Source organism: Streptomyces sp. NPDC085937, assembly GCF_044540535.1.
GTDB lineage: Bacteria > Actinomycetota > Actinomycetes > Streptomycetales > Streptomycetaceae > Streptomyces.
Genome location: NZ_JBITSH010000019.1, coordinates 16,662 through 35,813 on the forward strand (window position 1 = coordinate 16,662; position 19,152 = coordinate 35,813).

The window sequence follows — 19,152 nt, forward strand, 5'->3', positions numbered from 1 at the left end:
GGGAGCACGTCCAGCCCACCCTACGGATGCGGGAGTACGTCATGGGGCGCAGGTTCGCCGTTGCCGAGCGCACGACCGCGGGGGCCGAGGGGGACGTCGTCGTCCTGCTGATCGGCATGCGGATCAACCACTTCTGGGCGGTGCACCACTGGCTGCCCGTACTCCTCTCCATGCCGCGCATGCTGCGCGAGCTCGGCAGCAGCCCGGGCAGCGGGCTGCTGAAGTACCTCCTGCTCACGGCCTCGCCGCGGACGTACTACGTCGTCCAGTACTGGGAGTCCAAGGAGAAGCTCTACGCCTACGCGCACGCCCCGGGCACGGTCCACCACAGCGCGTGGGCGTTCATCAACCGCAAGGAGCGGGCGGGGAAGGTGCGCGGGCACGTCGGGCTGTGGCACGAGACGTACGTGGTGCCGCAGGGCAACTACGAGTCGATCTACGCCGACATGCCGGCGTTCGGACTCGCCGCCGCGCACGGGCAGGTGCCGCTGGAGAAGCGCGGCCGGCGCGCCAAGGACCGGTTCGCCTACCGGCCCGAGAAGCCGGCGACGGCGGAACGGCCGGAAAGGACGGCGCCGTCGGTGACGGCCGACGGCGCGTGAGACGGGGGAGGGTCCGCCGCGGCGTTGAGGCGGACCCGTTCCCGGAGGACGTGATGGACGGGGGGAGCGTCAGGAGCGCCGCAGCGCCTCGGAGAGGCGGCCGGCGGCGTCGATGACGGCCTGGGCGTGCATCCGGCCCGGGTGGCGCGTCAGGCGCTCGATGGGGCCGGAGACCGACACGGCGGCCACCACGCGGTTCGACGGACCGCGCACCGGCGCCGAGACGGACGCCACGCCCGGCTCGCGCTCGCCGATCGACTGGGCCCAGCCGCGGCGCCGTACGCCGGAGAGGGCCGTGGCCGTGAACCGGGCGCCCTGCAGGCCGCGGTGCAGCCGCTCGGGCTCCTCCCAGGCCATGAGGATCTGCGCCGACGAACCGGCCTTCATCGTGAGCGTGGAACCCACCGGGACCGTGTCCCGCAGTCCGGACAGGCGCTCCGCCGCGGCGACGCAGATGCGCATGTCGCCCTGCCGGCGGTAGAGCTGGGCGCTCTCGCCCGTCACGTCGCGCAGGTGGGTCAGCACCGGGCCGGCCGTCGCCAGCAGCCGGTCCTCGCCCGCGGCCGCGGCCAGTTCGGCGAGCCGTGGGCCGAGAATGAAACGCCCCTGCATGTCACGCGCCACCATGCGGTGGTGCTCCAGCGCCACGGCCAGGCGGTGGGCCGTGGGTCGTGCCAGTCCGGTGGCACCGACCAGTCCCGCGAGGGTGGCCGGGCCGGACTCCAGAGCGCTCAGGACGAGTGCTGCCTTGTCCAGAACGCCGACGCCGCTACTGTTGTCCATGCAACGATACTTGCGTCTCACTCTGTGAAACGCAAGTTCAATTTTCCGTGGAACCCGCCACTCTTGAAGCACGAAGCAACGCGGCCCGTGGACCACCGGGCCTGACGGCGGACGCCCGGTGACAGGGGCGCGGGCGCCGTCTCACAGATCTCTAGTTGGGCCGGAGAGCTGCATGCCGGCCGGAGGGAAAGCGATGGGTAGGACACTCGCGGAGAAGGTCTGGGACGACCACGTCGTCCGGCGCGCCGAGGGCGAGCCCGACCTCCTCTTCATCGATCTGCACCTGCTGCACGAGGTGACCAGCCCCCAGGCCTTCGACGGCCTCCGTAAGAACGGCCGCCAGGTGCGCCGTCTCGACCTCACCATCGCGACCGAGGACCACAACACCCCCACCCTCGACATCGACAAGCCCATCGCCGACCCGGTCTCCCGGGTCCAGCTGGAGACGCTGCGCAAGAACTGCGCGGAGTTCGGCGTCCGGCTGCACCCGCTGGGCGACGTCGAGCAGGGCGTCGTGCACGTCGTCGGCCCGCAGCTGGGTCTGACCCAGCCCGGCATGACCGTGGTCTGCGGCGACTCGCACACCTCCACGCACGGCGCCTTCGGCGGACTGGCCTTCGGCATCGGAACCTCCCAGGTCGAGCACGTCCTGGCCACCCAGACGCTGCCGATGGCCCGCCCCAAGACCATGGCGATCACGGTCAACGGCGAGCTGCCCGAGGGCGTCACGGCCAAGGACCTGATCCTCGCGATCATCGCGAAGATCGGCACCGGCGGCGGCCAGGGCTACGTCCTGGAGTACCGCGGCGAGGCCGTCGAGAAGCTCTCGATGGAGGCCCGCATGACCATCTGCAACATGTCGATCGAGGCCGGCGCCCGCGCGGGCATGATCGCTCCCGACGAGACGACGTTCGCCTACCTCGAGGGCCGCCCGCACGCCCCCAAGGGCGAGGACTGGGACGCCGCCGTCGCCTACTGGAAGACGCTGAGGTCCGACGACGACGCCGAGTTCGACGCCGAGGTCGTCATCGAGGCCTCCGAACTGTCGCCGTTCGTCACCTGGGGCACCAACCCCGGCCAGGGCGCCCCGCTTTCCGCGTCGGTCCCCGACCCCGCCTCGTACGAGGACGCCTCGGAGCGGTTCGCCGCCGAAAAGGCGCTGGAGTACATGGGGTTGGAGGCCGGCCAGACGCTGCGCTCCATCAGCGTGGACACCGTCTTCGTAGGTTCCTGCACCAACGGCCGCATCGAGGACCTGCGCGCCGCCGCGGACGTCATCAAGGGCCGCAAAGTCGCCGACGGTGTACGGATGCTGGTCGTCCCCGGCTCCGCGCGGGTCGGTCTGCAGGCCGTCTCCGAAGGCCTGGACGTGGTCTTCAAGGAGGCCGGCGCCGAGTGGCGGCACGCGGGCTGCTCGATGTGCCTGGGCATGAACCCCGACCAGCTCGCCCCCGGTGAGCGCTCCGCCTCCACCTCCAACCGCAACTTCGAGGGGCGGCAGGGCAAGGGCGGCCGTACGCACCTGGTGTCCCCGCAGGTCGCCGCCGCCACCGCGGTGCTCGGGCACCTGGCCTCCCCGGCCGACCTCGCCGCCGCCGACGACCGCACGCCCGCTGGAGTCTGATCAGTCATGGAAGCATTCACCACCCACACCGGCCGGGCCGTCCCGCTGCGCCGCAGCAACGTCGACACCGACCAGATCATTCCGGCCCACTGGCTCAAGAAGGTGACCCGGGACGGCTTCGAGGACGGGCTGTTCGAGGCCTGGCGCAAGGACCCGGAGTTCGTCCTCAACCGCCCCGAGCGCGCGGGCGCCACGGTGCTGGTCGCCGGGCCCGACTTCGGCACCGGCTCGTCCCGCGAGCACGCCGTCTGGGCGCTGCAGAACTACGGCTTCAAGGCCGTGATCTCCTCCCGCTTCGCCGACATCTTCCGCGGCAACTCGCTGAAGAACGGCCTGCTGACGGTGGTCCTCGACCAGAAGACCGTGGACGCGCTGTGGGAGCTCACCGAGTCCGACCCGGCCACGGAGATCACCGTCGACCTCGAGGCGCGTGAGGTGCGCGCCGAGGGCGTCACCGCCCCCTTCGAGCTGGACGAGAACTCCCGCTGGCGGCTGCTGAACGGGCTCGACGACATCTCCATCACGCTGCGGAACGAGGCGGACATCGCCGCGTACGAGGCGAAGCGCCCGTCGTTCAAGCCGCGGACGCTCACCGCCTGACCCCGTGCGCGGCCGAAGTCCTCGCCTTCACGTCGACTTTCGGCCACCGGATCACCCCTCCCGTACCCCCGATCGGACCGATCGGGGGTACGGCCGTCTCCGCACCCGTTCGGCTCCGCGCGTCCTCTTGAGTGCCGTCAACTTGCCAAGTTAAGAAGGTTGTTGCCCGGGTACACGTGTCACGCGCCCGTGCATCCCGGGTGTGTACGGAAAGCCGTCCGGCGTGGCAGTTGCCCCCTGCGCAGGCGACAACTCGCCCCAGATGGCACAATCTGTGCATGGAACACGACGGCCAACTCCAGCTCTATACGGCGGTCGCGGTCCAGCTCAAGGAAGCGCACTCGAGGGTGCGCGCACTGCAAGTCCCGGAGGGCGTACGGATGGCGCTGACCCGGAAGCTGCTGGTCATTACGGCCGCGGCCAAACACGATCTCGCCGATGCGGCAAGGCGTCTGGAGCGGTTCACGGCGGACCTCGACGAGGGTCGAATCCCCGAAGAGGAACGCTGAACCAGCCGGGACAACCGAGTCCGTTGCGGCACAAGGGTGATTAGCCCGTTTCGTGTTTGATTTGCGGTATATATCTGCCTAACGTGCGAAAAAGCTTGAACACATACGTTCTGGCGATGTCTCCGAAGGGGAAGACGTGAACAAGGCGCAGCTCGTAGAAGCGATTGCCGACAAGGTGGGCGGCCGCCAGCAGGCCGCCGACGCCGTCGACCACGTACTGGACGCCATCGTCCGCGCGGTCGTCTCGGGGGAGCGGGTCTCGGTCACCGGCTTCGGTTCGTTCGAGAAGGTCGACCGTCCGGCCCGCTACGCCCGCAACCCCCAGACGGGCGAGCGGGTTCGGGTCAAGAAGACCTCCGTCCCCCGCTTCCGCGCGGGCCAGGGCTTCAAGGACCTGGTCAGCGGCTCGAAGAAGCTGCCGCGCGGCGGTGAGGTCTCCGTCAAGAAGGCGCCCAAGGGCAGCCTGACCGGCGGCGCTTCGGCGACGGTGAAGAAGGCCGCCGCGAAGAAGACCACGGCCAAGAAGGCCGCCACCGCGAAGAAGACCGCCGCGAAGAAGACCACCACCAAGACGGCCGCCGCCAAGACCACGGCGAAGAAGGCCCCCGCCAAGACGACGGCGACGGCCAAGACCGCCACGGCGAAGAAGACCACGGCGAAGAGCGCCCCGGCGAAGAAGGCGACGGCCAAGAAGGCCCCCGCCAAGAAGTCGACCGCGCGCAAGACCACCGCCAAGAAGACCACGGCCCGCAAGAAGTAGCGGGCGTCTCGTCCCCTTCGAGCCGAGCGGTACTCACGTGTCGGGCCGGACTCCTCCGGGAGCCCGGCCCGCGGTGTGTCCGGGGCCGCCCCGTGAGTCTCAGAACGTCTGCAGTGTCACCAGCGTGATCCGGCGGGACTCGCCCTCGCCCTCCGTCTCCAGCCGCACCCGCTGCCCCGGACGCAGCAGCCTCAGCCCGCCCGCGTCGAACGCGGCGGCGTCGAACGGCACCGGGGTGCCGTCGTCCAGGAGCACCTGACCGCTGCGGCTGTCGGGGTCGTAGGTGTACGTGGTGGCCTGCATGCCGGAAGCCTACTGCTGCCCGGCGGGCAACCGCGCGGCGACCGCGGCCGTGTGAGGACCGACGCCCAGCGCCAGCGCGGCCCGCAGATCGGCGCCGGTGTCCACGTCCTGCCGTACGGAATTGACGGCGTCGAGGGTGAGTTCCACCGCGCCGGACGCCCGGTGACGGGCACGGGAATCCGTACCGAAGAACGGACGCAATTCACGGCCCCGGCTCGCGGCGAGCAACGTGGTACCGCGTTCCGCGGAATCCGGGAGAAAGGAACGGGGGAATTCCGCCGCCGCGTCCAGGACCCGGGCCAGTTCGGCCGGGCGCAGCGCCGGCAGGTCGGCGTTCAGGGCCGCCACCGAGCCGGCCCGGTGGGCGGCGCCCACCGCCGCCGCGGCATGGGCCAGCGCCTCGTTGAGCCCGGCGCGCGGCTGGTCGGGGACCGTCCCGGCGCCCAGCGCGGCCAGCTCACGGGCGGCCAAGGCGTCGTTGGTGACGACCACCACATCCCGTACGGCGGCGCACTCCAGCGCGGCCGCCACCGTGTCCTGCGCGAAGGCGAGCGCCAGTCCCGGACGCAGACCGTCGTCCGCGGTGTCCGCCAGCCTGCTCTTGGCCTGCGGCAGGGGCTTCAGGGGTACCACCAAGGTCCACTGCACGAGTGTTGCGTCCCTCTCTTGTCACGGCCATTGTCACCCGGGGCGGCCGGGGGCCGGGGGACCGGGCGTACGGTGTTCTCGACAGACCGGCGGCCCGGGGCGACACTTGTGCGGCCCGCCGGGCCTGAGGGGGCCGGGACCTGGGCCTGACGTCCGTAAGAGGAAGGTGTACTCGTGCCGCGCCGCAGAATCGGCTTCTGGTACCGCTTCGCCGCGGTGATCTGCAAACCGCCGCTGGTGGTACTGCTCAAGCGGGACTGGCGCGGAATGGAGAACATTCCGGCCGAGGGTGGATTTATCACCGCGGTGAACCACAATTCACACATCGATCCTCTGGCCTACGCGCACTTCCAGTACAACACCGGCCGTGTTCCGCGATTCCTCGCGAAGAGTGGCCTTTTCAGCAAGGGATTCGTCGGCGCCGCGATGCGCGGCACCGGGCAGATCCCCGTGTACCGCGAGAGCACGGACGCGCTGAGCGCCTTCCGGGCCGCGATCGACGCCGTGGAGCGCGGCGAGTGCGTCGCCTTCTACCCCGAGGGCACCCTCACCCGGGACCCGGACGGCTGGCCGATGACCGGCAAGACCGGTGCCGCGCGCGTGGCGCTGCAGACCAAGTGCCCGGTGATCCCCGTCGCCCAGTGGGGCGCCAACGAACTGCTGCCGCCGTACGCCAAGAAGCCGCGCCTGTTCCCGCGCAAGACCAGCAAGGTGCTGGCCGGCCCGCCGGTGGACCTCGAGCGCTTCTACGACCGGGAGATGACCCCGGAACTCCTCAAGGAGGCGACCGGCGTGATCATGGCCGCCGTCACCCGCCAGCTGGAGCACCTCCGCGGCGAGAAGGCCCCCGAGACGCCCTACGACCCGCGCGAGGAACGGCTGGAGCAGCGGCGCAGGACGCACCGGCAGCAGCGGCAGGACCGCACGCCCCGGCAGGACCGCACCCGGGACGACCGGGCCGTCGTACGTGAGGAAGGGCTGGGCACGTGAGCAAGCCGGTCAAGGCGGCCGTCTTCGGCACCGGATCGTGGGGGACGGCCTTCGGCATGGTCCTCGCCGACGCGGGCTGCGACGTCGTGCTGTGGGGGCGGCGCCCCGAACTCGCCGAGGCGGTCAACTCCACCCGCACCAACCCCGACTACCTGCCCGGGGTCGAACTCCCCGAGAACCTGCGGGCCACCTCGGACGCCGCCGAGGCCGCGCGCGGCGCCGACTTCACCGTCCTCGCGGTGCCGTCGCAGACGCTGCGCGGCAACCTCGCCCAGTGGACCGATCTGCTCGCGCCCCGCACGGTGCTGGTGTCCCTGATGAAGGGCGTCGAACTCGGCTCCGCGATGCGGATGAGCGAGGTGATCGACGACGTCGCCAAGGTCGGCCGTGAGCGGATCGCCGTGGTCACCGGACCCAACCTGGCCCGGGAGATCGCCGCCCGGATGCCGGCCGCCGCCGTGGTCGCCTGCACCGACGAAGAGGTCGCCCGGCGGCTCCAGACCGCCTGCCACACCCCGTACTTCCGGCCGTACACCAACACCGACGTCATCGGCTGCGAGCTGGGCGGTGCGGTGAAGAACGTGATCGGTCTGGCCGTCGGCATCGCGGACGGCATGGGGCTCGGCGACAACACCAAGGGCTCGCTCATCACCCGCGGCCTCGCCGAGACCACCCGGCTCGGCGTCGCGCTCGGCGCGGACCCGCTGACCTTCTCCGGACTCGCGGGCCTGGGCGACCTGGTGGCCACCTGCTCCTCGCCGCTGTCCCGCAACCACACCTTCGGCACCAACCTCGGCAAGGGGCTGACCCTGCAGGAGACCATCGCGGTCACCAAGCAGACCGCCGAGGGCGTCAAGTCCTGCGAGTCGGTGCTGGACCTGGCCCGCCGGCACGACGTGGACATGCCGCTCACCGAGACGGTCGTCGGGATCGTGCACGAGGGCAAGCCCCCGCAGGTGGCTCTCAAGGAGCTGATGTCGCGCAGCGCGAAGCCCGAACGACGCTGAGCGACGGCCGGGCGGCGGCCGGGCGGCGACTGGGCAGTGGCCCCCTCCGTTCGGCCCACGTACGGCGTTGCGGGCGCTGTGTCCCGGCCCTGCCAACGGGTACGCTCGTCGCGATATGAGCACCGAGAACCTCCCCCAGAGCCCCGACTCGCCGTCGCGCAAGCCGCGTGTGGCCGTCGTGTTCGGCGGGCGCAGCTCCGAGCACGGGATCTCCGTGGTCACCGCCGGCGCCGTCCTCAAGGCCATCGACCGGACCAAGTACGACGTCCTGCCGATCGGCATCACCCAGGACGGCCGGTGGGCGCTCACCGCCGACGAACCGGACCGCATGGCGATCACCGAGCGCCGCACGCCCAGCGTCGACCAGCTGGCCGAGTCCGCGGAGGGCGCGGTGGTGCTCCCCGTCGACCCCGCCGACCGGGAAGTCGTGTACAGCGAACCGGGATCGGTGCCCAAGGCACTCGGTGAGGTCGACGTGGTCTTCCCCGTGCTGCACGGCCCCTACGGGGAGGACGGCACCCTGCAGGGTCTGCTCGAACTCTCCGGCATCCCCTACGTGGGCTCCGGTGTGCTCTCCTCGGCCGTCGGCCAGGACAAGGAGTACATGAAGCGGGTGTTCACCTCCTTCGGGCTGAAGGTCGGCCCGTACCTGGTGATCCGGCCGCGCGAGTGGGCGCAGGACGAGCCGGCGGCCCGCAGGCGGATCGTCGAGTTCGCCGGTGAGCACGGCTGGCCGCTGTTCGTGAAGCCGGCCCGCGCCGGTTCGTCCATCGGCATCACCAAGGTCGAGGACCTCGGCGGCCTGGACGACGCCGTCGCCGAGGCCCAGCGGCACGACCCGAAGATCCTCGTCGAGGCGACGCTGCGCGGGCGCGAGATCGAGTGCGGCGTGCTGGAGTTCGAGGACGGGCCGCGCGCCTCGCTGCCCGCCGAGATCCCGCCGCCGGACACGCACGCGTACTACGACTTCGAGGCCAAGTACATCGACTCCACGCCCGGCGTGGTGCCCGCGCCGCTGACCGACGAGGAGACGGCCGAGGTGCGCCGGCTCGCGGTCGAAGCGTTCGACGCGGCGTCCTGCGAGGGTCTGGTCCGCGCGGACTTCTTCCTCACCGAGGACGGCGAGTTCGTGATCAACGAGATCAACACCATGCCCGGCTTCACGCCCATCTCGATGTACCCGCAGATGTGGCAGGCGACCGGCGTGAGCTACCAGGAGCTCGTCGACCTCCTCATCGAGGCGGCGCTGCGCCGCTCCACCGGGCTGCGCTGAGCGCGACCCGCACGCGTCAGGAGGCGATCCCCTCGGGGATCGCCTTCTTCACGGCCGGGGCCAGATCGATCAGCACGCCCGTGCTGTCGCGCCCGTCGGACACCCTGACCTCGACATACGCCTCGCGGTTGGCGGTGGTGAAGCGGTAGACGCCGTCGTCCCGCTTCTCCATCAGCCAGTCGACGCCGTTCACGCCGCCCGGCACCGCGTCGGCGTCCTGTCCGTTGGCCACCTTGGGATCGGCCATCTTCGGGGGCCGCTCCACACCGCACCGCAGTATGATCGCCACGCCGCCCCAGCCCGCGGTCAGTTCGGACGCGGGTTCGGGATCGTCGCGACTCTCACCGTCCACCGTCGCCGGCAGGACCTCGTCCAGGTTCTGACACAGCTCGGTGACCTTCGCGTCCGGGCTGGGAACCGCCGTGGACGCGCTGTCGTCTGCTGAGGAGCAGCCCGCGGCGGTGATCAGCACCGCGAGCGCGGAGCAAACGGCGTGCCGGTGACGGAAGGAGTTCACCGACACAGGGTAGACGGGGGCTACAGATGGACGACCGGGCAGGTCAGGGTGCGGGTGATGCCGTCCACCTGCTGGACCTTGGCCACCACCATGCGGCCCAGGTCGTCGACGGTGTCGGCCTGGGCGCGCACGATGACGTCATAGGGACCCGTCACGTCCTCGGCCTGGACGACTCCAGGGATCTTGCCGATCAGATCGGCGACGGTCGACGCCTTGCCGACCTCCGTCTGGATCAGGATGTACGCCTGTACCACGGAACCTCCAGGGCGGCCACGAGGATCATGTGGGGAAAAGGAACGCCACGGTATCGCGTCGCCGCTCGTCGCGGGGAGACCTGCGGGAACCGGGGCTTGCGCGCCGGGGTACAGGCACGGGAGAAGTTGACGGTCAGTTCGACCGTAGCGAGGACTCGGACGACCCGCGACCGGGCACGGACAGTGATAGAAGGGGCGAAAGGGAAATGAAGGGCACTGTTGGTGAGCTAGGGGAGTTCGGGCTCATCAGGGAGCTCACCTCCCGTCTCACCACCACCCCGGCGGTCCGGGTCGGCCCCGGCGACGACGCCGCGGTGGTCTCCGCACCCGACCGCAGGGTCGTGGCCAGCACCGACGTCCTGGTCGAGGGCCGTCATTTCCGCCGCGACTGGTCCACGGCCTACGACGTCGGCCGCAAGGCCGCCGCCCAGAACCTCGCCGACATCGCCGCCATGGGCGCCGTGCCGACCGCCCTGCTGCTCGGCCTGGTCGTGCCCGCCGAACTGCCGGTGACCTGGCCCAGCGAACTGATGGACGGACTGCGCGACGAGTGCCAGGTGGCCGGCGCCGCGGTCGTCGGCGGGGACGTCGTGCGGGGCGACACCATCACGGTGTCCATCACCGCGCTCGGCGACCTGCGCAACCAGGAACCGGTCACGCGCGGCGGGGCGCAGCCCGGCGACATCGTCGCCGTCACCGGCTGGCTCGGCTGGTCCGCGGCCGGGCACGCGGTGCTCTCCCGCGGCTTCCGCTCCCCGCGCGCCTTCGTCGAGGCCCACCGGCGTCCCGAGCCGCCGTACCACGCGGGCCCGGCCGCCGCCGGTCTGGGCGCGACCGCCATGTGCGACGTCAGCGACGGCCTGATCGCCGACCTCGGGCACATCGCCGAGGCCAGCAAGGTCCGCATCGACATCCGCTCCGGCGCGATCGACATCCCCTCGCAGATGAACGACATCGGGCAGGCCGTCGGTGTCGACCCCATGCAGTGGGTGCTGACCGGCGGCGAGGACCACGCGATCGTGGCGACCTTCCCGCCGGACGTGAAGCTCCCCGCCCGCTGGAAGGTCATCGGTGAGGTGCTCAACCCGTCCGCGCTGCCGCAGGTCACGGTGGACGGGGCGCCCTGGACCAGCCAGGGCGGCTGGGACCACTTCGGGGACATCGAGTCATGAGCGCCCCGCCCCGGGTGCTGACGGTGGCCGGCTCCGACTCCGGCGGGGGAGCCGGCATTCAGGCCGACCTGAAGACGATGCTGGCGCTCGGCGTGCACGGGATGAGCGTGCTCACCGCGGTGACCGCGCAGAACTCCCTGGGCGTGCAGGGCGCCTGGGAGCTCCCCGTGGAGGCGGTGCGGGCCCAGTACCGCAGCGTGGTCGACGACATCGGGGTGCAGGCGGTCAAGACCGGCATGCTGGCCTCGGCCGAACTCGTGGAGGCCGTCGCCGACTTGCTCGCCGGCACCGACGCGCCGGCCGTGGTCGACCCGGTGGGGGTCTCCAAGCACGGCGACGCGCTGCTGGCGGCGTCCGCGCTGGACTCCGTCCGCACGAAGCTGCTGCCGGTGGCGCTCGTGGCCACCCCGAACCTGGACGAGGTGGGGCAACTCACGGGCGTGCGGGTGGGCTCGGAGCGGGACATGCGGCGGGCCGCCGCCGCGATGCTGGAGTTCGGGCCGCGCTGGGTGGTGATCAAGGGCGGCCATCTGTCCGGTGACGCGGTGGATCTGCTCACCGACGGGTCCGAGGAACACTGGCTGCGCGCCCCCAGGCACGACAACCGCCACACCCACGGCACGGGCTGCACGCTGGCGTCGGCGATCGCCTCGTACCTGGCCAAGGGCCACACGGTCCCCGAGGCGGTCACGGCGGCGAAGACCTACGTCACCGGAGCACTGACCTCGGGCTTCGCCCTGGGCGGAGGGATAGGCCCGGTGCACCACGGGTGGGCACTGCGCGGGGACGACGCGGGGTAGTCACACGAGGGCCTGTCCGCTACGGACCCGGGCGTTCGCATGCCGTGCCGTTGTGGTCCGGGGCACTCGGGCCGCCGAGCATGAGCGGGGCCGACAGCGGTCGCGGCGAGGTGAGCGCGCGCGGGGCGCGGGGCAGCCGCCCGAAGGGCCCTGCCGGCCACCGGCCCACGCGTCCGCCCGCCGTGCGGGGGCCGTTCCGCTGTGGCCGACGGCACTCCGGTCGGATTCCGGGCGGAGCCGACAGGTACCTCGCCGTCGGCCTTCGGCGCGCTCACCGCGAACCGGTGCTCGATCCCGCCGTCGGTCGGCCGGCCGTCAGGTCGCCGCGCCGCCGCGCACAGCAAAAAGCCGGTCCACCCCGAGGCGGACCGGCTGGTTGCGGCGATACCGGCTGTGGCCGCGCGCTCAGCGAATGCGTCAGCGCGAGACCTTGCCGGCCTTGATGCACGAGGTGCAGGCGTTCACGCGCTTCGGCGTCCCGCCGACCACGGTACGCACACGCTGGATGTTCGGGTTCCAGCGGCGGGACGTACGGCGGTGCGAGTGCGAGATGTTGTTGCCGAAGCCCGGCCCCTTGCCGCAGACGTCGCAGTTGGCAGCCACGGGTCACTCCAAAGACTTCAGATGCACTTACGGTTGATCCCGGCAGGCCGGGATCCAGATCCAGGACTCGAGGAGTCCGGCGGATCTGAGTGGCGTTGCCAGGGTGGGAGACGCCCGATCGGATCGGGCAACCGGAGCAGCATACAACGGCTGCACCCGTAGAACGAAACTAGCATGCCAGCTCACGGGCCCGCCTGCGGCCCTCTTCCGGTGGGCAGGGGCCCACGGTCTACGCTGCGTGCCACGTCCAGCAGCTCAAGGAGGCGCAGGTGCCGCAGGTGCCGCAGACATTCTTCGATGCTCTCGCGGTGCGTGCCTGGTGCGGTCTCGCGCTCGACGCGCTGGGACGGGCCCGGGAGGAGATCGACGCGATCAACGTCTATCCCGTGGCGGACGGCGACACCGGGACCAATCTCTATCTGACGCTGGAGTCGGCCGCGACGGCCGTGGAGGCGGTGTTCGCCGGTCACGAGGCCGGTGGGGGAGCGGAGCCCGGCCCGGCCATGGCCGACGCGGTACGGGCCATGGCGCACGGCGCGCTGATCGGCGCCCGCGGGAACTCCGGCACGATCCTCGCCCAGCTGCTGCGCGGGATGGCCCAGGTGCTGGCCTCCGACGACGCCCCGGCGCACGCCGACGGTCCCGGCCTGGGCCGCGCCCTGCGGCACGCGGCCGACTCCGCCCGGCAGGCGGTGGCGCACCCGGTCGAGGGCACGGTCCTCACCGTCGCGTCGGCCGCCGCCGACGCCGCCGCGACCGCGGCCGGCGCGGCGGACCGCGACTGCGGAGAGGTGGCCCGCGCCGCCTACGAGGGCGCCCGCGCGGCACTGGCCGAGACCCCGGACCGGCTGGACGTCCTGCGACGCGCGGGCGTCGTCGACGCGGGCGGACGCGGACTGGTGACGGTGCTCGCGGCGCTGGTGGAGACGCTCACCGGCCGGACGCCCCGCACGACCGCCGGACGCGCCGCCGTCCCCGGACCGCACGCGCGCGTGGAGCCCGGCGAGGCGGCCCACGGCACGTCCGCCCCCTGCGAGGACGGCGACACCGGAGCGCGCGACGGGAGCCCCGCCTTCGAGGTGATCTACCTGCTGGAGGCCGAGGACGCGGCCGTCGCGCGCCTGCGGAAACGGCTCGACGCCCTCGGCGACTCCCTCGTCGTGGTCGGCGGCGACGGCCTGTGGAACGTCCATGTGCACGTCGACGACGCCGGCGCCGCCGTGGAGGCGGGCGTCGAGGCGGGACGGCCGTACCGCATCCGGATCACCCACTTCGGCGCCGGGGACGCGCACGCCCCCCATGCCGAGCGGACACGGGGGGAGCGCGTCCAGCGGGCCGTCGTCGCCGTGGTGCCCGGCGAGGGCCTGGCCGGGCTGTACGCGGAGGCCGGCGCCACCGCCGTACTGGCACGGCCGGGCGAGCCGCCCGCGAGCGGGGAGCTCGTCCAGGCCGTACGGCGCGCCCACGCGCGCGAGGTGGTGCTGCTGCCCAACGACGCCGACCTGCGCCACACCGCCGCCGCGGCGGCCGAGCAGGTGCGGGGCGAGGGGATCCGGGTGGCCCTCATCCCCACCCGTTCCGCGGTCCAGGGCATAGCGGCGCTGGCGGTGCACGAGCCGGAGCGCCGCTTCGACGAGGACGTGGTCGCGATGACCTCGGCGGCCGGCGCCACCCGCTACGCCGAGGTCACCGTCGCCGAACGGCAGTCCTGGACCATGGCGGGCATCTGCCAGGCCGGCGACGTCCTCGGTCTGGTCGACGGTGACGTGGCCGTCATCGGCCAGGACCTCACGGCCACCGCCGAAGCGGTCCTGGACCGCATGCTGGCGGCGGGCGGGGAACTGGTCACCCTGGTGCTCGGCGACGGCGCCCCCGAGTCGGTCGCCGAACGCCTGGAGGCCCGCGTCCGCGAGGGATACCTGGCCGTCGACACGGTCGTCTACCACGGCGGCAGGCAGGGCGCCGTCCTCCTCATCGGGGTCGAGTGACGGCCGAGCGACCCGGGGGCCGCCGCCCGACGCGCCACCGGCGCCGGTGACCCGCGGTCCACGCTCTGTCAGTGCGGTGGTGTCCAATGGATGCCGTGCCCGCACTGGACGAACCACTGAAGAAAGTGCTCGGCCCCGCCACCGCCAAGGTGATGGCCGAGCACCTCGGCCTGCACACCGTCGGCGACCTCCTGCACCACTACCCGCGCCGGTACGAGGAGCGGGGCCAGCTCACGCACCTCGCCGACCTCCCCATGGACGAGCACGTCACCGTGGTCGCGCAGGTCGCCGACGCCCGGCTGCACACCTTCGCCTCCAGCCGCGCCCCGCGCGGCAAGGGGCAGCGCCTGGAGGTGACGATCACCGACGGCAGCGGCCGGCTGCAACTGGTCTTCTTCGGCGCCGGTGTCCACAAGCCGCACAAGGAACTCCTGCCGGGCACCCGCGCGATGTTCGCCGGTAAGGTCTCCGTCTTCAACCGCCGCCTCCAACTTGCCCACCCAGCCTACGAGTTGCTGCGCGGGGACGCCGAGGAGACGGTGGAGACCTGGGCGGGCGCGCTCATCCCGATCTACCCCGCCACCGCCAAGCTGGAGTCCTGGAAGATCGGCAAGGCACTGCAGACGGTGCTGCCCAGCGCCCAGGAGGCCGCCGACCCGCTGCCCGAGTCGCTGCGCGAGGGCCGCGGCCTGGTCCCGCTGCCCGAGGCGCTGCTGAAGATCCACCGCCCGCACACCAAGGCCGACATCGAGGACGCCCGCGCCCGCCTCAAGTGGGACGAGGCGTTCGTCCTCCAGGTCGCCCTCGCCCGCCGCAGGTACGCCGACGCCCAGCTCCCCGCCGTACCCCGCCGCCCACGGCCGGACGGAATCCTCGCCGCCTTCGACGACCGGCTGCCCTTCACCCTCACCGAGGGCCAGCGCAAGGTCTCCGAGGAGATCTTCGCCGACCTCGCCACCGACCACCCCATGCACCGCCTGCTCCAGGGCGAGGTCGGCTCCGGCAAGACCCTGGTCGCCCTGCGTGCCATGCTCGCCGTCGTCGACGCGGGCGGCCAGGCGGCGATGCTCGCGCCCACCGAGGTGCTCGCCCAGCAGCACCACCGCTCGATCACCGAGATGATGGGGGAGCTGGCCGAGGGCGGCATGCTCGGCGGCGCGGAGAGCGCCACCAAGGTGGCCCTGCTCACCGGCTCCATGGGGGCCGCCGCGCGCCGCCACGCCCTGCTCGACCTGGCCACCGGCGAGGCCGGCGTCGTCATCGGCACGCACGCGCTGATCGAGGACAAGGTGCAGTTCCACGACCTCGGACTGGTGGTCGTCGACGAGCAGCACCGCTTCGGCGTCGAGCAGCGCGACGCCCTGCGCGGCAAGGGCAAGCAGCCGCCGCACCTGCTGGTCATGACCGCCACCCCCATCCCGCGCACGGTCGCCATGACCGTCTTCGGCGATCTGGAGACCTCCGTCCTGGACCAGCTCCCGGCCGGGCGTTCCCCCATCGCCAGCCATGTCGTCCCGGCCGCCGACAAGCCGCACTTCCTCGCCCGCGCGTGGGAGCGGGTGCGCGAGGAGGTGGGGAAGGGCCACCAGGCCTACGTGGTCTGCCCCCGCATCGGTGACGAGGAGGACGGGGCCAAGGCGAAGAAGAGGACGCCGGAGGACGAGGCCGAGAAGCGGCCCCCGCTCGCCGTCCTGGACATCGCGGAGCAGCTCGCTCGGGGCCCGCTGGCCGGACTGCGCGTCGAGGTCCTGCACGGCAGGATGCAGCCCGACGACAAGGACGCCGTGATGCGCCGGTTCGCCGCGGGCGAGGCCGACGTGCTGGTGGCCACCACCGTCATCGAGGTAGGCGTCAACGTACCGAACGCCACCGTGATGGTGATCATGGACGCCGACCGCTTCGGCGTCTCCCAGCTGCACCAGCTGCGCGGCCGCGTCGGCCGCGGCTCGGCCCCCGGCCTGTGCCTGCTGGTGAGCGAGATGCCCGAGGCGAGCGCCGCCCGCCAGCGGCTGAACGCCGTCGCCTCCACCCTCGACGGCTTCGAGCTCTCGCGCGTCGACCTCGAACAGCGCCGCGAGGGCGACGTGCTGGGCCAGGCCCAGTCCGGCACCCGGTCCAGCCTGCGCATGCTCGCCGTCATCGAGGACGAGGAGGTCATCGCCGAGGCCCGCGAGGAGGCCACCAGGGTCGTCGCCGCCGACCCGGACCTGGAGCGCCTGCCCGCCCTGCGCACGGCCCTGGACGCGCTGCTGGACGAGGAGCGGGAGCAGTACCTGGAGAAGGGCTGACAGACTGGGACACGGCCACCGGCCCGCACACACCGACCCGTACTCACGGACAAGGACCGAGGACATGACTCGCGTGATCGCCGGCGTGGCCGGCGGACGCCGCCTGGCCGTCCCGCCGGGACAGGGCACCCGCCCCACCTCCGACCGGGCGCGCGAAGGCCTCTTCTCCACCTGGCAGTCGCTGCTCGGCGGCCCGCTCGACGGGGAACGCGTCCTCGACCTGTACGCCGGCTCCGGCGCCGTCGGCCTGGAGGCCCTGTCACGCGGCGCCGGGCACGTCCTGTTCGTCGAGGCCGACGCCCGCGCGGCGCGCACCGTCCGGGAGAACGTGAAGTCGCTCGGGCTCCCCGGCGCCGAGGTGAGATCCGGCAAAGCGGAACAGATCGTCCGTACGGCGCCCCCGGAGCAGCCGTACGACCTCGTCTTCCTGGACCCGCCCTACGCCGTCTCCGACGACGATCTCCGCGAGATCCTGCTCACACTCCGCACCGGGGGGTGGCTCACCGACGACGCCCTCGTCACCGTGGAGCGCAGCACCAGAGGCGGAGAATTCGGCTTCCCGCCGGGTTTCGAGGCCATCCGGGCCCGTCGTTACGGCGAGGGAACGTTTTGGTACGGTCGCGCCGCCTCTACGTGCGAAGACGCACGATGACCGGACCGGAGAGCGAGGGATCACCAGTGCGCCGCGCCGTATGTCCCGGGTCGTTCGACCCGATCACCAACGGACACCTCGACATCATCGCCCGGGCCTCCCGGCTGTACGACGAGGTCTACGTCGCGGTGATGATCAACAAGTCCAAGAAGGGCCTGTTCGAGATCGAGGAGCGGATCGACCTGATCCGCACCGTCACCGCCGAGTACGGCAACGTCAGGGTCGAGGCCTTCCACGGCCTGCTCGTCGACTTCTGCAAGCAGCGCGACATCCCCGCGATCGTCAAAGGACTGCGCGCGGTGAGCGACTTCGACTACGAGCTGCAGATGGCCCAGATGAACAACGGCCTCTCGGGCGTGGAGACCCTCTTCGTCCCCACCAACCCCACCTACAGCTTCCTGTCCTCCTCGCTCGTCAAGGAGGTCGCCGCCTGGGGCGGGGACGTCTCCCACCTGGTGCCCGCCGAGGTCCTGACGCGGCTCACCGAACGCCTGCGGCAGGCCTGACCCCGGCCGGAGCGCCGCGGGCGCGGGAGCCGTCCGGTGTCCACCGGACGCCCCGTGGCCGTACAGTCGTCCCGTCCGTCTCCAACACAGCTGTAGAGAGTGGCGAGCACACGGTGGACGTGCAGAAGAAGCTCGACGAGATCGTCGCCTCGGTCTCCAGTGCCCGGTCGATGCCCATGTCGGCGTCGTGCGTGGTCAACCGCGCCGAACTGCTCGCCATGCTCGACGAGGTACGCGCGGCGCTGCCCGACTCGCTGGCGCAGGCCGAGGAGTTGATCGGCGGCCAGGCGCAGATGGTCGAGCAGGCCCGCCAGGAGGCCGAGCGGATCATCTCCGAGGCGCACGCCCAGCGCGGCACGCTGGTCGCCGACACCGAGGTCGCCCGCCGCTCCCAGGCCGAGGCCGACCGGATCCTCGCCGAGGCCCGCAAGGAGGCCGAGGAGATCCGCGCGGAGGCCGACGACTACGTCGACTCCAAGCTCGCCAACTTCGAGGTCGTCCTCACCAAGACGCTCGGTTCCGTCGGCCGCGGCCGCGAGAAGCTGCTCGGCACCGGTCCCGGCCTCGACGAGCAGGGTTACGAGGACGAGGACGCCCCGGAGCGCAGCCACGACCCCGAGACCCTGCGCCGTACCGCCGACGAGTACGTCGACGTCAAGCTCGGCGCGTTCGAGGCGGTGCTCGCCAAGACCCTGGAGGCCGTCGGCCGGGGCCGGCAGAAGCTGCACGGCCGGATCGCCACCGACGACCTGGGCGCGCTCGCCGACGACACCACGACCGTCCGCCACTCCAGCGACGCCGACTACCTCGCCGACCTGGCCGCGCTGGCCGAGCAGGACGCCCCGGCCAGGCAGCCCGAGCCGCAGCAGCAGCCGCCGCAGCCGCAGACCCAGCCGTACGCCCAGCCCGAACCCGCCTACGGCTACCAGCAGCAGCCGGACCCCTACGCGGGCTACCAGCAGCAGTACGGCGGCGCCCAGGACCCGTACGCGCAGACCGCCGCCGGCTACGCCCAGGCCGACCCGTACGCCGCCTACCAGGGCTACGACGGCTCCCAGCAGGCCTACGACCACTCCCATGCCGCCCAGCAGGCGCAGCAGGCCCAGCACGGGCAGCAGACGCAGCAGGGCTACACGCTGGACGAGACGAGCCTCTTCGACACCAGCATGATCACGCCCGAACAGCTCGAGGCGTACCAGCGCGAGCGGGGCCTGTAGGCCCGGATTGGGACGAGAGCGGAAGGTCCAGTATCCTGGCTCTTCGGTCGCGCGTA

The 19,152-nt window shown here is 72.0% G+C and carries 21 protein-coding genes; 15 read left to right on the top strand and 6 right to left on the bottom strand.

Annotated features, from left to right (window positions below):
- Positions 1–41 precede the first annotated feature (41 nt).
- Positions 42–602 carry a DUF4188 domain-containing protein gene (locus ACIF8S_RS29850; protein ID WP_400003382.1) on the top strand — a complete coding sequence of 187 codons (561 nt, stop codon included), beginning with the start codon at positions 42–44 and terminating at the stop codon, positions 600–602.
- Between the two features lie 69 nt (positions 603–671).
- On the opposite strand, the gene ndgR is transcribed toward ACIF8S_RS29850, so the two are convergent.
- Positions 672–1,385 (bottom strand): IclR family transcriptional regulator NdgR, encoded by a 714-nt coding sequence (ndgR, locus tag ACIF8S_RS29855; RefSeq protein ID WP_004924944.1) that lies wholly within the window; start codon positions 1,383–1,385, stop codon positions 672–674.
- A 193-nt stretch (positions 1,386–1,578) separates the two neighbouring features.
- Between ndgR and leuC the strand changes: the two genes are divergently transcribed.
- The 4 genes from leuC (at position 1,579) to ACIF8S_RS29875 (ending at position 4,878) form a co-directional block, all read left to right on the top strand.
- On the top strand, positions 1,579–3,009 hold the full coding sequence (gene leuC, locus ACIF8S_RS29860) for a 3-isopropylmalate dehydratase large subunit (protein WP_400003264.1): 1,431 nt from the start codon (positions 1,579–1,581) through the stop codon (positions 3,007–3,009).
- Positions 3,010–3,015: 6 nt separating this feature from the next.
- Positions 3,016–3,609: a 3-isopropylmalate dehydratase small subunit gene (gene leuD / locus ACIF8S_RS29865; RefSeq protein WP_400003266.1), complete on the top strand. Its 594-nt coding sequence runs from the start codon at positions 3,016–3,018 to the stop codon at positions 3,607–3,609.
- Between the two features lie 278 nt (positions 3,610–3,887).
- Positions 3,888–4,118: a hypothetical protein gene (locus ACIF8S_RS29870; protein ID WP_400003268.1), complete on the top strand. Its 231-nt coding sequence runs from the start codon at positions 3,888–3,890 to the stop codon at positions 4,116–4,118.
- 136 nt (positions 4,119–4,254) lie between these two features.
- The gene (locus tag ACIF8S_RS29875) at positions 4,255–4,878 is read left to right on the top strand and encodes an HU family DNA-binding protein (protein ID WP_400003270.1); all 624 of its coding nucleotides are present in this window, start codon (positions 4,255–4,257) and stop codon (positions 4,876–4,878) included.
- A gap of 99 nt (positions 4,879–4,977) precedes the next feature.
- On the opposite strand, the gene ACIF8S_RS29880 is transcribed toward ACIF8S_RS29875, so the two are convergent.
- Both ACIF8S_RS29880 and cofC read right to left on the bottom strand, forming a co-directional pair.
- Entirely contained in the window at positions 4,978–5,181 is a 204-nt protein-coding gene (locus tag ACIF8S_RS29880) for a hypothetical protein (protein ID WP_400003271.1), read from the bottom strand.
- A 9-nt stretch (positions 5,182–5,190) separates the two neighbouring features.
- On the bottom strand, positions 5,191–5,829 hold the full coding sequence (gene cofC, locus ACIF8S_RS29885; RefSeq protein ID WP_400003273.1) for a 2-phospho-L-lactate guanylyltransferase: 639 nt from the start codon (positions 5,827–5,829) through the stop codon (positions 5,191–5,193).
- Positions 5,830–6,003: 174 nt separating this feature from the next.
- Between cofC and ACIF8S_RS29890 the strand changes: the two genes are divergently transcribed.
- From ACIF8S_RS29890 to ACIF8S_RS29900, 3 genes are all read left to right on the top strand, one after another.
- Complete coding sequence (locus ACIF8S_RS29890; protein ID WP_400003275.1) at positions 6,004–6,819, top strand: lysophospholipid acyltransferase family protein; 816 nt, start codon at positions 6,004–6,006, stop codon at positions 6,817–6,819.
- Positions 6,816–7,826 (top strand): NAD(P)H-dependent glycerol-3-phosphate dehydrogenase, encoded by a 1,011-nt coding sequence (locus tag ACIF8S_RS29895; RefSeq protein WP_400003277.1) that lies wholly within the window; start codon positions 6,816–6,818, stop codon positions 7,824–7,826. The genes ACIF8S_RS29890 and ACIF8S_RS29895 overlap by 4 nt, the downstream gene beginning before the upstream one ends.
- A gap of 115 nt (positions 7,827–7,941) precedes the next feature.
- Entirely contained in the window at positions 7,942–9,099 is a 1,158-nt protein-coding gene (locus tag ACIF8S_RS29900) for a D-alanine--D-alanine ligase family protein (protein WP_400003278.1), read from the top strand.
- A 16-nt stretch (positions 9,100–9,115) separates the two neighbouring features.
- Here ACIF8S_RS29900 and ACIF8S_RS29905 read toward each other — a convergent pair whose 3' ends face one another.
- Both ACIF8S_RS29905 and ACIF8S_RS29910 read right to left on the bottom strand, forming a co-directional pair.
- The gene (locus tag ACIF8S_RS29905) at positions 9,116–9,616 is read right to left on the bottom strand and encodes a DUF3515 domain-containing protein (RefSeq protein WP_349791916.1); all 501 of its coding nucleotides are present in this window, start codon (positions 9,614–9,616) and stop codon (positions 9,116–9,118) included.
- A gap of 20 nt (positions 9,617–9,636) precedes the next feature.
- Positions 9,637–9,870: an Lrp/AsnC family transcriptional regulator gene (locus ACIF8S_RS29910; RefSeq protein WP_004983019.1), complete on the bottom strand. Its 234-nt coding sequence runs from the start codon at positions 9,868–9,870 to the stop codon at positions 9,637–9,639.
- A gap of 206 nt (positions 9,871–10,076) precedes the next feature.
- On the opposite strand from ACIF8S_RS29910, the gene ACIF8S_RS29915 reads away from it, so the two are divergent.
- Together ACIF8S_RS29915 and thiD are read left to right on the top strand one after the other, a co-directional pair.
- Positions 10,077–11,042, top strand: coding sequence for a thiamine-phosphate kinase (locus ACIF8S_RS29915; protein ID WP_024887931.1), 966 nt, complete (start codon positions 10,077–10,079; stop codon positions 11,040–11,042).
- Positions 11,039–11,842 (top strand): bifunctional hydroxymethylpyrimidine kinase/phosphomethylpyrimidine kinase, encoded by an 804-nt coding sequence (gene thiD, locus ACIF8S_RS29920; RefSeq protein ID WP_400003280.1) that lies wholly within the window; start codon positions 11,039–11,041, stop codon positions 11,840–11,842. Before ACIF8S_RS29915 ends, thiD begins: the two co-directional genes overlap by 4 nt.
- A gap of 417 nt (positions 11,843–12,259) precedes the next feature.
- Here the strand turns inward: thiD and rpmB are convergent, their stop codons facing one another.
- Positions 12,260–12,445: a 50S ribosomal protein L28 gene (gene rpmB, locus ACIF8S_RS29925; protein WP_003993230.1), complete on the bottom strand. Its 186-nt coding sequence runs from the start codon at positions 12,443–12,445 to the stop codon at positions 12,260–12,262.
- A gap of 269 nt (positions 12,446–12,714) precedes the next feature.
- On the opposite strand from rpmB, the gene ACIF8S_RS29930 reads away from it, so the two are divergent.
- The 5 genes from ACIF8S_RS29930 (at position 12,715) to ACIF8S_RS29950 (ending at position 19,096) form a co-directional block, all read left to right on the top strand.
- Positions 12,715–14,433, top strand: a complete 1,719-nt coding sequence (locus tag ACIF8S_RS29930; RefSeq protein WP_400003281.1) for a DAK2 domain-containing protein — start codon at positions 12,715–12,717, stop codon at positions 14,431–14,433.
- A gap of 86 nt (positions 14,434–14,519) precedes the next feature.
- Positions 14,520–16,721 carry an ATP-dependent DNA helicase RecG gene (gene recG / locus ACIF8S_RS29935; RefSeq protein WP_400003283.1) on the top strand — a complete coding sequence of 734 codons (2,202 nt, stop codon included), beginning with the start codon at positions 14,520–14,522 and terminating at the stop codon, positions 16,719–16,721.
- A 64-nt stretch (positions 16,722–16,785) separates the two neighbouring features.
- Entirely contained in the window at positions 16,786–17,373 is a 588-nt protein-coding gene (gene rsmD, locus ACIF8S_RS29940) for a 16S rRNA (guanine(966)-N(2))-methyltransferase RsmD (RefSeq protein WP_400003285.1), read from the top strand.
- Positions 17,374–17,399: 26 nt separating this feature from the next.
- Complete coding sequence (coaD, locus tag ACIF8S_RS29945) at positions 17,400–17,879, top strand: pantetheine-phosphate adenylyltransferase (protein ID WP_400003384.1); 480 nt, start codon at positions 17,400–17,402, stop codon at positions 17,877–17,879.
- 113 nt (positions 17,880–17,992) lie between these two features.
- Positions 17,993–19,096 carry an ATP synthase F0 subunit B gene (locus ACIF8S_RS29950; RefSeq protein ID WP_400003287.1) on the top strand — a complete coding sequence of 368 codons (1,104 nt, stop codon included), beginning with the start codon at positions 17,993–17,995 and terminating at the stop codon, positions 19,094–19,096.
- Positions 19,097–19,152: the final 56 nt, after the last annotated feature.